General features: G+C 75.0%; 12 protein-coding genes. 4 read left to right on the forward strand and 8 right to left on the reverse strand.

All coding sequences use genetic code 11. The annotated features are described in order from the left end of the window. Positions 1-83 precede the first annotated feature (83 nt). A complete protein-coding gene (locus ACQP04_RS01200; RefSeq protein WP_433505244.1) occupies positions 84-3,389 on the forward strand; it encodes a BTAD domain-containing putative transcriptional regulator in 3,306 nt (1,101 codons plus the stop codon). Between the two features lie 32 nt (positions 3,390-3,421). Here the strand turns inward: ACQP04_RS01200 and ACQP04_RS01205 are convergent, their stop codons facing one another. Continuing rightward, positions 3,422-4,081: a hemerythrin domain-containing protein gene (locus ACQP04_RS01205; protein WP_433505245.1), complete on the reverse strand. Its 660-nt coding sequence runs from the start codon at positions 4,079-4,081 to the stop codon at positions 3,422-3,424. A gap of 176 nt (positions 4,082-4,257) precedes the next feature. On the opposite strand from ACQP04_RS01205, the gene ACQP04_RS01210 reads away from it, so the two are divergent. Together ACQP04_RS01210 and ACQP04_RS01215 are read left to right on the forward strand one after the other, a co-directional pair. Further along, entirely contained in the window at positions 4,258-5,025 is a 768-nt protein-coding gene (locus ACQP04_RS01210) for an IclR family transcriptional regulator (RefSeq protein WP_433505246.1), read from the forward strand. A gap of 32 nt (positions 5,026-5,057) precedes the next feature. Further along, positions 5,058-6,233, forward strand: a complete 1,176-nt coding sequence (locus ACQP04_RS01215; protein ID WP_433505247.1) for a 4-hydroxybenzoate 3-monooxygenase — start codon at positions 5,058-5,060, stop codon at positions 6,231-6,233. A 92-nt stretch (positions 6,234-6,325) separates the two neighbouring features. Here ACQP04_RS01215 and ACQP04_RS01220 read toward each other — a convergent pair whose 3' ends face one another. Then, the gene (locus ACQP04_RS01220) at positions 6,326-7,159 is read right to left on the reverse strand and encodes an SDR family oxidoreductase (RefSeq protein ID WP_433505248.1); all 834 of its coding nucleotides are present in this window, start codon (positions 7,157-7,159) and stop codon (positions 6,326-6,328) included. A 53-nt stretch (positions 7,160-7,212) separates the two neighbouring features. Next, entirely contained in the window at positions 7,213-7,581 is a 369-nt protein-coding gene (locus ACQP04_RS01225; RefSeq protein WP_433505249.1) for a VOC family protein, read from the reverse strand. Positions 7,582-7,695: 114 nt separating this feature from the next. Between ACQP04_RS01225 and ACQP04_RS01230 the strand changes: the two genes are divergently transcribed. Then, positions 7,696-8,469, forward strand: coding sequence for an LLM class F420-dependent oxidoreductase (locus ACQP04_RS01230; protein ID WP_433505250.1), 774 nt, complete (start codon positions 7,696-7,698; stop codon positions 8,467-8,469). 6 nt (positions 8,470-8,475) lie between these two features. On the opposite strand, the gene ACQP04_RS01235 is transcribed toward ACQP04_RS01230, so the two are convergent. From ACQP04_RS01235 to ACQP04_RS01255, 5 genes are read right to left on the reverse strand one after another with little or no spacing between them, the layout of a single operon-like run. Next, positions 8,476-9,513: a 5-methyltetrahydropteroyltriglutamate--homocysteine methyltransferase gene (locus ACQP04_RS01235; protein WP_433505251.1), complete on the reverse strand. Its 1,038-nt coding sequence runs from the start codon at positions 9,511-9,513 to the stop codon at positions 8,476-8,478. A gap of 16 nt (positions 9,514-9,529) precedes the next feature. Next, entirely contained in the window at positions 9,530-10,471 is a 942-nt protein-coding gene (locus tag ACQP04_RS01240; protein ID WP_433505252.1) for a quinone oxidoreductase family protein, read from the reverse strand. A gap of 4 nt (positions 10,472-10,475) precedes the next feature. Next, positions 10,476-11,336 carry a dioxygenase gene (locus ACQP04_RS01245; RefSeq protein WP_433505253.1) on the reverse strand — a complete coding sequence of 287 codons (861 nt, stop codon included), beginning with the start codon at positions 11,334-11,336 and terminating at the stop codon, positions 10,476-10,478. 38 nt (positions 11,337-11,374) lie between these two features. After that, entirely contained in the window at positions 11,375-12,184 is an 810-nt protein-coding gene (locus ACQP04_RS01250) for a citryl-CoA lyase (protein ID WP_433505254.1), read from the reverse strand. Next, on the reverse strand, positions 12,177-13,340 hold the full coding sequence (locus ACQP04_RS01255) for a CaiB/BaiF CoA transferase family protein (RefSeq protein ID WP_433505255.1): 1,164 nt from the start codon (positions 13,338-13,340) through the stop codon (positions 12,177-12,179). The genes ACQP04_RS01250 and ACQP04_RS01255 overlap by 8 nt, the downstream gene beginning before the upstream one ends. Positions 13,341-13,364 lie beyond the last annotated feature (24 nt).

Here is a 13,364-nt window from a genome sequence, read left to right on the forward strand (position 1 = left end):
GGAGGGTAGTCGGCCGCGGCCGGGTTTCCCGGCACCACCGACTGTTTTGCCCGCCCGACCTGGGCGGCCGCGCGAAGATCGGGTTGACTGACGCCGTGGTGGTCCGGGTCGCGGTGCTCGGCCCGGTCCGGGCCGAGGTCGCCGGCGTGCCCGTCGACCTGGGTGGGCCGCGGCAGCGCGCGGTGCTGGCCCGGCTCGCCGTCGCGGGCGGGGAGGTGGTCTCCACCGACGTGCTCGTCGACGACCTGTGGCGCGGCGAGCCGCCGCCCCGCGCGCTCGGCGCCCTGCAGGTCCACGTCTCGCACCTGCGGCGGGTGCTCGAACCGGACCGGCGGCCCCGCACCCCGGCGACGGTGCTGGTCAGCGAGCCGCCGGGGTACGCGCTGCGGCTGCCCGCCGACGGCCTGGACTCCCACCGCGTCGGCGCGCTGCTCGACGCCGCGGCGGTCGCCCCGCCGGACCGGGCGGAGGAGCTGCTGGCCGAGGCGCTGCGCTCCTGGTCGGGCCCCGCACTCGCCGAGTTCGCCGACGAGCGGTGGGCCGCACCGGAGGCCGCGCGGCTGGGCGAGCTGCGGCTCGTCGCGACCGAACGGCTCGCCGAGGCCCGGCTGACGCGGGGCCGGGCCGCCGACGTCGTGCCCGACCTGGAGCTCCTGCTGCGCGACCACCCGCTGCGCGAGAACGCGGTGCGGCTGCTCGCGCTCGCCCTCTACCGCACCGGCCGCCAGGCGGACGCGCTCGCGGTGCTCGCGGCCGCGCGCACGCGGCTGGCCGAGGAGCTGGGCGTCGACCCGGGGCCGGAGCTGCGGGCGGTGGAGCAGGACGTCCTGACCCAGGCCGAGCATCCCGTCGCGCCGCACCACGGCGCACCGCGCGCCGTCGCGCCGGATCCCGGGCCGGCCATCGTCGGTCGGGCCGCCGAGCTGGAGCGGATGCGGGCCGCGGCCGAGCGCGCCCGGTCCGGAGCGGCCGTCGTGCTCGTCGAGGCCGACGCGGGCGGCGGCAAGTCCGCGCTGGTCGACGCGTTCCGGGCGAACCTCCCGGGGTGGACGACGGCGCTCGGCCGGTGCCCGGAGGTCGACGGCGCCCCGCCCGGCTGGGCCTGGACGGAGCTGGTCGAGGAGCTGGCCCGGGCCGCACCCGTGTCCGACGAGCTCGCCGCGCGGCTCGCCCCGCTGCGGGCCGCCGGGCCCGGGCGGGAGGAGGTCGGCGAGACGTTCTGGCTGTCCCGGGCCGTCGTCGAGCTGGTGGGCGGCGTCGCCGCGGGCGGGCCCGTGCTGCTCGTGCTCGACGACCTGCACCGGGCCGAGGACGAGACGCTGCAGCTGCTCCGCGCGGTCGTCGGTGGGCTCGGCGCCGCGCCCGTCCTCGTCGTCGCGACGCTGCGGCCGGCCGAGGTCGGCCCGGACCTCGCGGCCACGCTGGCCGCCCTGGCCGGGCCGGTCGCCGACCGCATCGCGCTGGCCGGGCTGACCGGGCCGGAGGTGCGCGCGCTGCTGGCCGGGCAGGGCGTCGCCGACCCCGACGAGCAGACGGTCGCCCTGGTCGCCGAGCGCACGGACGGCAACCCGCTCTTCGTCCGCGAGACCGCCCGGCTGATCGCGGTCGAGGGCGCCGGGGCCGCGGCCGACGCGATCCCGGCCGGGGTGCGGGACGTCCTGCGCCGGCGGGTCGCGCGACTCCCCGCGCCCGCCCGGACCGTGCTGGGCCAGGCCGCGGTGCTCGGCCGCGAGGTCGACATCGACACCCTGGTCCGGCTGTCCGGCGGGGCCGGCGGCTCGGAGGACGGCGTGCTCGACGCCCTCGAACTGGGTGTGCTCGCAGGCCTGCTGACCGAGCCCGCCCCCGGTCGGGTCCGCTTCGCGCACGCCCTCGTCCGGGACACCCTCGACGCCGACCTGCCCCGGCTCCGGCGCACCCGCCTGCACGCGGCGGCGCTGACCGCGGTCGAGGCCGGCTCCGGTGATCCCGCGGCCCTCGCCCGGCACGCCCTCGAGGCGGGCCCGGCGGTGCCACCCGCCACCGCGGTGCGGCATGTCGAGGCGGCGGCGCACGAGGCCGCGGGCTTCGGTGCGCACCGGGACGCGGCGCGGCTCTGGGCGGCGGCGATCGACCTGGCCGGCCCGGCGGGCGTCGGCGTCGACCACGAGATCGCCCTGCGCTGTGGGCACGTCTCCGCGCTGGCGCACGCCGGCCAGGTGGCCGCGGCCGTCGGTGCCCGCCGTGCCGCGGTCGACCGTGCACGCGGCACCGCGTCCCTCGTCGCGGCGTTGACCAGCTACGACGCGCCGGTCTCGTGGACGATCCGGCAGGACGTCGCCGTCGACGCGGAGCTCGTCGGCCTGCTCGACGGGGCCCTCGCCGAGCCCGGCGTCGACCCGCCGACGCGGTGCCGGCTGCTCGTCGCGCTGGCGTTCGAGCTGGAGTCCCACGACGACGTCCGGGTTCGCCGGCTGACCGCCGAGGCCATGGACCTGTCGGCCGGCCTCGGCGACCCGCTGCTGCGGTGCCGGGTGCTCAACGCCCGCTCCTTCGCCGCGCTGGGCCCCGATCTCCGGCACGAGCTCGAGGGCGTGGGGCACGAGCTGCTGGGGACCGCGGAGCGGGCCGGGCTGGCGGAGTACCGCTCCGAGGGCCACCACCTGCTCTTCATGATCGCCTGCGAGCGGTTCGACCTCGCCGGGGCGCAGCGGCACGCCGACGCCGCGATCGCCGCGGCCTCCGGCGGCCAGCTCGGCGTGACGCTCGCGTGGGCGGCGATCTTCGCCGCGCTGCGCGCCGTCGTCGCCGGGGACTTCGCGCGGGCCGAGCAGGGGTACGCGACGGTGCAGGCCGCGATGGAGTCCGTCGGCGCGATCAACGCCGACACCCTCGGCCTCTTCGGGCTGTTCGGGGTCCGGCACGCGCAGGGCAGGCTCGCCGAGCTGGCCCCGGCCTTCGCGGCGCTGCAGGCCCGGATCCCCGACGCCATCACCGACCCGACCGCCCGCGCGCTGGTGGCGGCCGGGCGTGTCGACGAGGCCCGCGCCCTCTGGCGTCCCGACCTGCACCCGCCGCGCACCTACTACTGGCTGCTGTTCATGGGGCTGCGTGCCGAGGTCGCGGTCGCGCTCGACGACCGGGAGGCCGCAGCCGCCTGCCTGGCCGAGCTCGAGCCGTGGGCCGACCAGCTGGCGGGGCTCGGCAGCGGGACGGTCACGCTCGGCCCCGTCGCGCAGCACCTCGGCGAGCTCGGCGGGGTGCTGGGGAGGCCGGTCGACGAGCGGCGGGCCCACTTCGTGCACGCCGGTGCGATCGCGCGCCGGCTCGGCTCGCCCCACTGGGAGGCGCGGGCGGCCGCGTCGCTCGCCGAACTCGGTCGGGTTTTCGCAGGTCGACCGAGGTCGTGAGTGGCAAGTGCCCCTCTAGGGGCAGTCGGCACTCACGGGGTGCCGAAGACGAGGCGGACGCGGCGGGCGTGGCGGGGGCGGAGCAGGGCGAGCAGGAGCACGAGAACCGGGCCGGCCTCCGCCTTGATCGCGGCCAGCTCGTCCGGCGTGGTGACCTCGGCGATCCGGGGCAGGACGAAACCCGTCGGCGGGCCGCCCTTGCGGATCGCCTTCTCCATCTCCTGCCAGTCCGCGGCCGCGACGTACCGCTCGATCACCGGGAAGAGCTCGGCCTCCTCGTTCTCGATGTGCTCGTCGAGCTCGTCGCGCACGCGGGCGAGGGCGTCGGCGAGGACCGCGGCGCGCTCGGGGTAGATCGGGGCGTCGAGGAAGCCGGCGGCCGCGCGGCGCAGGTCGTCGAGCAGCGGGTCGAGGGCGCGGTGGTCGTCGGACAGCACGGTGAGGTCGACGGCGGTGCCGGCGCTGCGCAGGATCAGCGGCCAGGTCAGCTCGTCCTCGACGGTGTGGTGGTGGTGGATCTCGTCGGCCAGCGTCGCCACCCAGCGGGTGAGGGCCTTCGTGCGGCGGGCGTCGCAGGGCTCGCCGGCGGCCAGGCGCTGCGCAACGGCGGTCAGGCGGTGCAGGTCGCCGCGCATGATGCGGTGCGCCAGGCGCATGCCCAGCAGGTCGGGGGTGGTGGCGGGGGCGGTCATGACGTCTCCTCCTCGGGGTGTGTCGCCACCCTGCGTCACCCCGCTTAAGCCCCACCTGTCGACGACTTGTGGTGCCACTTGTCGCGGCCCCGACTCGCGGTGTCGGAACTCGCGACTCGCGGTGCCGGAAGTCCCGACTCGCGTGGGGTGCTTCCGCTGAGTGGGAGGATCGGGGTGTGGCGGGCAATCTGTCGACCCCGGGGGCGAGTGTGGCGTCGCGGGTGTTCGCGCTGCTCGGGGCGTTCGACGCCGAACACCGGGCGTTGTCGTTGACCGCGCTGGCCGAGCGGGCCGGGCTGCCACTGGCGACGGCGCACCGGCTGGCGGGGGAGCTCGTCGGGCTGGGCGGGTTGGAGCGGCGGGGTGACCGGTACGTCGTCGGACGGCGGGTGTGGGACCTGGGGCTGCTCGCGCCCGTGCAGGCGGAGCTGCGGCAGGTCGCCGCGCCCTTCCTGCACGACCTCTACGCCGCGACCCACGCGACCGTGCACCTCGCCGAGCGCGCGGGCACCGAGGTGCTCTACCTCGACCGGCTCTCGGGCCGCACGACGGTGCCCGTGGTCAGCCGGGTCGGCGGGCGGCTCCCGCTGCACACCACCGGCGTCGGGAAGGTGCTGCTCGCCCACGCCCCGGACGACGTGCTGCGGGCCGTCCTCGCCGATCTCTCGCGCGTCACGCCGTACACGATCACCCAGCCCGGCCGGCTGCGCGAGCAGCTGCGCCGGGTGCACCGCGAGGGGTTCGCGCAGACCGTCGAGGAGATGAGCCCCGGCGCCTGCTCGGTCGCGGTCCCCGTGCGAAGGGGAGCGGACGGCGAGGTCGTGGCCGCGCTCGGGCTCGTCGTGCCCGATCTGCGGCGCGGCCGGGCCCGTCTGGTGGCGGCCCTGCAGGTCGCGGCGGCCGGCATCGGTCGCTCGCTTCCACTGAGTGAAAGCCGACGCTAGGCGCCGGGCGGCCGGGCGGACACACTCCTCCCATGCGTACCCAGGTCGCCGTCGTCGGCGCCGGCCCCGCCGGGCTCCTCCTGTCCCACCTGCTCGGCCGTGCGGGCGTCGAGTCCGTGATCGTCGAGACCCGCTCCCGCGAGTACGTCGAGGCGCGCATCCGCGCGGGCATCCTGGAGCACTCCACTGTGCAGCTGCTGCACGAGGTGGGGCTGGGGGAGCGGCTCGGCCGGGAGGGCGACGAGCACCGCGGCATCTACCTGCAGTGGCCGGGCGAGCGCCACCACCTCGACTTCGTGGACCTCGTCGGCCGCAGCGTCACCGTCTACGGGCAGACCGAGGTGACCAAGGACCTCGGGAAGGCGCGCGAGGCCGCCGGCCAGGAGATCCGCTACGAGGTCACCGACACCGCGGTGCACGACCTGGAGACCGAGCAGCCGTACGTCACCTTCACCGGCCCGGACGGCACCGCCGAGCGTCTCGACGCCGACGTGGTCGTGGGCTGCGACGGCTCCTTCGGCCCCTCCCGCGCCGCCGTGCCGGACTCGGTCACGCAGACCTGGGAGCGCGTCTACCCGTACTCCTGGCTGGGCATCCTCGCCGACGTCGCGCCGTCGACCGACGAGCTGATCTACGCCTGGCACCCGGACGGCTTCGCGCTGCACTCCATGCGTTCGGAGTACGTCTCCCGGCTCTACCTGCAGGTTCCGAACGGCACCGACATCGACGAGTGGTCCGACGACCGGATCTGGGACGCCCTGGCGACCCGGCTCGGCCACGGCCAGGACGGCTGGACGCTGACCCCCGGCCCCGTCACCGAGAAGTCCGTGCTGCCGATGCGCAGCTTCGTGCAGCAGCCCATGCGCCACGGCCGGCTCTTCCTCGCCGGCGACGCCGCCCACATCGTGCCGCCCACCGGCGCGAAGGGGCTGAACCTCGCCGTGGCCGACGTCGCGCTGCTCGCCCCGGCCCTGGCGGCGCTGCTGCGCGACAAGGACCCCGCGCTCGCCGACGCCTACTCGGACACGGCCCTGCGCCGGGTCTGGCGCTGCACCCACTTCTCCTGGTGGATGACGACGATGCTGCACCAGTCCGGCGACCCGTTCGACGCCCAGCTGCAGCTCTCGCAGCTGCGCTGGGTCGCGGCCAGCGAGGCCGGCCGGATGGGCCTCGCCGAGAACTACGCGGGCCTGCCCATCGGCTTCTGACCCGTCGGGAGCCGCGCCAGGACATGAGCGAACGGCACTCTCGCTCTCAGTAGGTATGAGCGAGAGCGCCGTTCACCGGTCGCGGGGAGGGGTCAGCTGAGCTCGTCGACGAAGAAGTCGAGCTCGGGGTCGTCGCCGCCGCCGTAGCGGGTGAAGTCGGTGACCCCGGTCTCGCGCAGGATCTGCACGTCGATGAAGGTCTCGCCGCTGCGCTCCTGCGGCAGGGACAGCACGGCCACCGCGGCGTCGGCCATGATCTCCGGGTCGCGCGAGCGGTCCACGGTGTCGGTGCCGCCGAGCAGGTTCTGCACCGCCGCGGTCTTGATCGCCGTCTCGGGCCACAGGCAGTTCGCGGCGATGCCGGCGTCGGCGAACTCGGCCGCCCAGCCCAGCGTCAGGATCGTCATCCCGAACTTGGACAGCGCGTAGGCGGGGAACTTCCCGAGCCAGTGCGGCGCCATCGTGACGGGCGGCGAGAGGGTGAGCACCCGCGCCCGGTCGGACTTGCGCAGGTGCGGCAGCGCGGCCTTGAACAGCAGGAACGTGCCGCGCGAGTTGATCTGCTGCATCAGGTCGTAGCGCTTGACGCTGAGCTCCTCGGTGCCGGTGAGGTTCAGCGCCGAGGCGTTGTTGACCACGAGGTCGATCCCGCCGAACCGCGCGACGGCCTGGGTCGCGGCGCGCTCGACGTCCTCCTCCTTGCGGACGTCGCCGACCACGGCGAGCGCCTGCCCGCCGGCCTGCTCGATCTCGGCGACGGCGGTGTGCACCGTGCCGGGCAGGCGTGGGTCGGGCTGGTCGGTCTTGGCCAGGATGACGACGTTGGCACCGCGCCGGCCGGCGGCCACGGCGATGGCCAGCCCGATGCCGCGGCTGCCGCCGGACATCAGGATCGTGCGGCCGGCGAGGGCGTCCTGCTCGCTCACGGGCTCCTCCTCTGCGCTGGGGACGCCCGGACAGTAACAGTCAGTTCTGACCGCTACTGGGTGATCTCGACCACCACGAGCACGTTTCCGTCCGGGTCGCGCAGCGTGAACATGGGCGGGGCGTACTCGCCCATGCGCAGCACCTCGGGATCGACGTCGACGCCGCGCTCCCGCAGCTCGGTGTGGGCCGCGTCGGCGTCGGGGCTGGCGAGCCGGACCGCGGTGCCCAGCCCGCCCGGCGCGGGCTCGCCGGCGACCAGGGCGATCGACGTCGCGGAGCCGGCCGGGGCGACCTCGATCCAGCGGCCCTCGCCGAAGGGGGCGTCCATCCGCTTCTCGAGACCGAGCGCGCCGACGTAGAACTCCAGCGCCCGGTCCTGGTCCCGCACGGTGAGCGCCACGGTGTGGATGCCGCTGATCATGGTGTGCCTCCTCGGGTCGACGGGCGGTGGACCGTGCCGGGCGCGCGAACTCATCGGCCGGGAACACCTCGGCCCCGGGGTGTCCGACGACATGATCGGGAGCACGATGGCGGCATGACCGCTCCCGTCCGCATCGGGCTGCAGCTGCAGCCCCAGCACGCCGACTACGGCCGCATCCGCGACACGCTGCTCGCCGCAGAGGAGGCCGGCGCCGACGTCGTCTTCAACTGGGACCACTTCTTCCCGCTCTACGGCGATCCCGACGGCAAGCACTTCGAGTGCTGGACCATGCTCGGCGCCTGGGCGGAGACCACGAGCCGCGTCGAGATCGGCGCGCTCGTGACCTGCAACAGCTACCGCAACCCCGAGCTGCTGGCCGACATGGCCCGCACCGTCGACCACATCTCGCGGGGCCGGCTCATCCTCGGCATCGGCTCGGGCTGGTTCGAGAAGGACTACGCCGAGTACGGCTACGACTTCAAGACGGCCGGCCGGCGGCTCGACGACCTCGGCGCGGCCCTGCCCCGCATCCGCGACCGCTGGTCGAGACTCAACCCGGCCCCGACCCGCGACATCCCGATCCTCATCGGCGGCGGCGGGGAGAAGAAGACGCTGCGGTACACCGCCGAGCACGCCACGATCTGGCACGGCTTCGGCGACGCCGACACCGTCCGGCACAAGTGCGCCGTGCTCGACGGGCACTGCCGGGACATCGGCCGGGACCCCGGCGAGATCGCGCGGTCCTGCGGCGTGCAGAAGCCGCCGTCGGAGGCCGCGCAGGAGCTCCTCGACGTCGGGGTCTCGCTGTTCACCGTGGGCGTGGGCGGGCCGGACCACGACCTCTCCCTGCTCGAGGAGTGGATCGCCTGGCGCGACTCGCTCGGCTGAGTCCGGTCACGCGAGCTCCTCCCGGAGCAGGGCCGCGGCGCCTGCCATCGCCTGCATCTTCCCGACGGCCGAGCCGCGCGGCAGGTACTTCATCCCGCAGTCCGTGGCGATGACGATCTGCTCGGGCGGGAGGCGGTCGAAGGCGCGCCGCGTCCGCGCCGCCACGGTCTCGACGAACTCCACGGCGTGGTCGGACAGGTCGATCACGCCGAGGAGGATCGTCTTGTCCTTGAGGTCGGCGAGCACCCCGAGGTCCAGCCCGGACTGCGCGGTCTCGATGGAGATCTGGTCGGCGGTGCAGCCGGCCAGCTCCGGCAGGAACGAGTACCCCTCGGGGCGCTCGTGGATGATCGCGGCGTAGCCGAAGCAGAGGTGCACGACGGTGGTGCCGGTGATGCCGTCGAGCGCGGCGTTGAGCGCGGCCAGCCCGTAGGCGCGGGCGGCGTCCGGCCGGGCCTGCAGGTAGGGCTCGTCGATCTGGACGACGTCGGCGCCGGCCGCGAACAGGTCCCGGATCTCGTCGTTCACGGCGGCGGCGTAGCCCATCGCCGCGGACTCGAGGTCCGGGTAGTGGTCGTTCTGCGCCTGCTGGGACATCGTGAAGGGTCCCGGCACCGTCATCTTCACCGTGCGGTCGGTGTGCGCCTTGAGGAAGCGCAGGTCGTCGACCTGCACGGGCCGCGGGCGGGAGATCGGTCCGACGATCCGCGGCACCGGGTTGGGGTGCCCGCTGCGGTCGAGCGCCGTGCCGGGGTTGTCGACGTCGACGCCCTCGAGTGCGGTGGCGAAGTGGTTCGAGTAGCTCTCCCGCCGGATCTCGCCGTCGGTGACGATGTCCAGCCCGGCCTCCTCCTGCTCCCGGATCGCGACCCGGGTCGCGTCGTCCTGGGCCTCGGCGAGGTGCTCCGGCGGGATCCGCCAGAGCTCGCGGGCACGGACCCGGGGCGGGAAGCGGCCGGCCAGCCGGGCGCGGTCGATCAGCCACTCGGGCTGGGCGTAGCTGCCGACCAGGGAGGTGGGCAGCAGCGGAAGCGACGGCGACACAGGCTCCTCCAGGAACTCAGACGACGAGGACGATCCGGCCCTGCGCGGCGCCCGCGGCCTGGCGCTCCCAGGCCGCGCCGGCGTCCGCGAGCGGGACGGTCTCGTGGGCGACGGTCAGCTCCTGCCCGGCGAGGTGGGCGACCGACTCGGCGCGCTCCTCCCTGGTCAGGGCGTTGTTGGTGTAGCCGAGCACCCGCAACGAGCGGCTGCGCAGCGTCGACGAGTCGACCGGGAAGGTCTCCCCGGCGGAGCTGCCGAGGTTGACCAGCCGTCCGCCGGGCCCGAGCGCCTGCGCCGCGGCGGCGGCCGGCACCCCGTACAGCGGGTCGAGGACCAGGTGGGCCGGGCCGCCGGCGGCCTCGGTGAACCGACCCGCCAGCTCGGCGACGTCGTCCGTGTCCAGCGCGACCACGGCGTCGGCACCGGCGGCGGAGGCGCGCTCCCGGGCGGCGGCCGACCGGGCACCCGCCACGACCCGGGCGGCGCCCGCGAGCCGGGCGAGCTGCACCGCGACCTGGCCGACCACGCCGCCGGCGCCCAGCACGATGACGGTCTCGCCGGCCGTCAGACCGCCGGTGCTCAGCAGCGCGCGGTGCGCGGCCACGGCGGACAGCCCGAGCGCGGCCAGCCGGACGGGGTCGACGCCCGCGGGCAGCGGGACGAGGTCGGCCTCGGGGACGCACGCGACCGCGGCCATGCTGCCGTCGCCCGGCGCCATCCCGGCCGGGGTCGGGAACCACACCGTGCGGCCGTCGAGCGTGCCGACGCCCTGCACACCCGGCACGTACGGGGTGCGCGGCACACCGAAGTACGAGCGGCCGGAGGCGCAGAGCACGTCGAGCGGGGTGATCGGGGCGGCCAGGACCTCGACGAGGACCTCGCCGGGCCCGGGCTCCGGCGGCTCGCGGTCCGCGACCGAAGGCGGCCGGCCGGGCTCGGGGATCAGCGCCGCGCGCACGGACTCAGGCGGGTTGCAGGCGGAAGTCGTACCGGGCCTCGAGCCAGGGCACGTCGGACTTGCCGCCGTCGGGCGTCGGTCCGGGCTCGCGATCCTCGAACGCCACCACGAGCTCCTCTTTGGTGCCGAACACGACGTCGCTGTCCAGGAACTCGCCGCCCTCCTCGAACAGGTGCGTGATCAGCGGCGCGTAGCCGTCGACGGCGAGCAGGAAGTGCACGTGGGCGGGCCGGAAGTGACTGATCTCCGTCCGCCCGATGAGGTCACCCACGGGGCCGTCCATCGGGATGGTGTAGCCCTTCGGGGCGATGGTCCGCAGGCAGTAGGAGCCGTCGGCGCGGGTCGTGTACTTGGCCCGCAGCCGCGCCTCGTCGATCTCGGGCAGCTGGGCCTCGTACACGCCGTCCGCGTCGGACTGCCAGACGTCGAGCACGGCGCCGCCGACCGGGGTCCCGTCGAGCGCGGTGACGCTGCCGCTGATGTAGAGCGGGGTGCCGGGCAGCCCGTCGGACATGTCGCCGCCGAAGTCCAGCTCCGGCGAGCCGTCGATGTGGAAGGGGCCGAGCACCGTCGCCGGGGTCGCAGCGGGGTCGAGCCGGTTGTTCATCTGCACGACGAGCATCGACAGGCCCAGCACGTCCGAGGCGAGGATGAACTCCTCGCGCTTCTCGTCGCTGATCTGGCCGGTCGCGGTCAGCCACTTCATCGCGGCCATCCACTCGGCCTCGGTCAGCCGGACCTCGCGGGCGAAGTCGTGCAGGTGCCGCACCAGGGCCGTGAGCACCTCACGGGTGCGGGGGTCGCGTGCCGTGGCCCAGCGCTCCACCGCGAGGTCGGTGATGTTCTCCTCGGTGACCAGCTTCATCGCTGCTGCCTCCCGCGTTCGTCAGAGGTCCCGCACCGTCAGGACGGTCGGTAGGGGTCCGGGTCGACCGGCCTGTTGTGGAGGTCGACGGACAGGAAGATGTCGTTGCCCACGGGGTGCCGCAGCTCCTCCGCGAGCTGGCCGATGAGCCCGGCGGTGCGGGCGAGCAGGGCGAAGCCGCGCAGCAGCTCCATCGGCAGGCCCAGGTCGGCCAGCGCGGCGCCGCAGACCCCGGCGCCGTTGAGCGGCAGGGTCCGGCCCAGGACCTGCGGGTGGACGCGGCCGATCGCGGCGAACAGCTCCAGGTGCGGCCCGACCAGGTCCTCCTCGCGGGCGATCGCGTAGAGCCGGCGCGTGCGCGGGTCCCCGTCCTTGTGCACGTGGTGGCCGAGCCCCGGCACGAACCTCTTCGCCTCGCGCTGCTCCCGGACGACCCGCAGGGCGATCTCGTCCCAGCCGGATTCGTCCGTCGGGAGCTGGTCCGGCAGCCGCTCGTGCAGGAACCGCCCGCAGTCCTCGGTCACGCCGAGGAACCGCGACCCGCCGCCGAGCAGGCCCGCGGCGAGTGCGCCCTGGACCGAGTCCGGGGCGGACAGGTAGGTCAGCCGGGTGACGATCGCGGTCGGGGTGAAGCCGTGGTCGGCCAGCGCGGCCAGCACGGCCTCGAACACCCGGGTCTCGCCCTTGCTCGGGCGGCGCTGGGTGGCCAGCCAGAACGCGAGCTCGCCGAACCCGACCTGGCCCATGACGTCGTCGGCCAGGTCCTGGCCGAGCAGGGTGATCGTGTCCAGGGACGCCGCGCCCAATGCGGTCGGGTACTCGCGGACCGGTTCGTGCTGGTCAGGCATCCTCGCTCAGCCACTTCCTCAGTTCGGCGCCGTGCTCGTCGAGCTCCGGCGGGGGGAGCCGGTAGACCGCGGGGGTGGCGGAGAACCGGATCGGGTGCCGGGTCGTGGGCACCGCACGATCACCCTCCCCGACGGGGACGACGGGGTCGAGCCCGAACCGCTCGGCCATGGCGAAGCCGCCGTCGATGGTCTGGATCGGCCCGGACGGCACGCCCGCCGCGGTGAGCAGGTCGAACCACTCCACCGCGGTCTTCTGCCGCAGCCGCTCCACCAGGACCGGCCGCAGCTCCTCGCGGTTCGCGGTGCGGTCGGCGTTGCGGGCGAAGCGCGGGTCGTCGGCGACCTCCGGAATCCCGAGCACGCCGCAGAGCTTGCGGAACTGCGGGTCGTTGGCGGCGGCGACGATCAGGTCGTCGTCCGCGGTGGGGAGCGGCTCGTAGGGGAAGACGCTGGGGTGGGCGTTGCCCATCCGGTAGGGCACGGTGCCGCTCGCGACCCAGGCGGAGCTGTGGTTGACCAGACCGGTCAGCGCGGACGACAGCAGGTTGACCTCGACGTGCTGGCCCTCGCCGCTGCGTTCGCGGTGCCGCAGCGCGGCGAGGATGCCGATCGCGGCGTGGTTGCCGGCCATGACGTCGAAGACGGAGATCCCGGCCCGGTACGGCGGCCCGTCCGCGTCGCCCGTGAGCGACATCAGCCCGGACATGGCCTGCACCATCAGGTCGTAGCCCGGCACGTCCCGGCCCGGGCCGGAGCCGAACCCGCTGATCGACGCGTAGACGACGCCGGGGTTGGACTCCCGGACCGCGTCGTAGTCCAGCCCGAACCGGGCCATCCCGCCCGGCTTGAGGTTCTCGATCACGACGTCGGCGCGCCGGGCGAGCTCGCGGGCGGCGGCGAGGTCGGACTCGTCGCGCAGGTCCAGGGCGATCGAGCGCTTCCCGCGGTTGATGCCCAGGAAGTAGGTCGAGACGCCCTCGCGGACCGGCGGCATCCAGGTCCGGGTGTCGTCGCCGGCCGGGCCCTCGACCTTCACCACCTCGGCGCCCAGGTCCGCCAGCAGCATGGTGGCGTACGGGCCGGCCAGGATCCGGGAGAAGTCGGCCACCAGCAGCCCGGCGAGCGGGCCTCCTGTCGTGGGATCGGGCGCGCTCATCCGATGCCCTCCTGTCCGCTACAC

Source organism: Pseudonocardia halophobica (assembly GCF_050948485.1).
GTDB classification, from domain to species: domain Bacteria; phylum Actinomycetota; class Actinomycetes; order Mycobacteriales; family Pseudonocardiaceae; genus Pseudonocardia; species Pseudonocardia halophobica.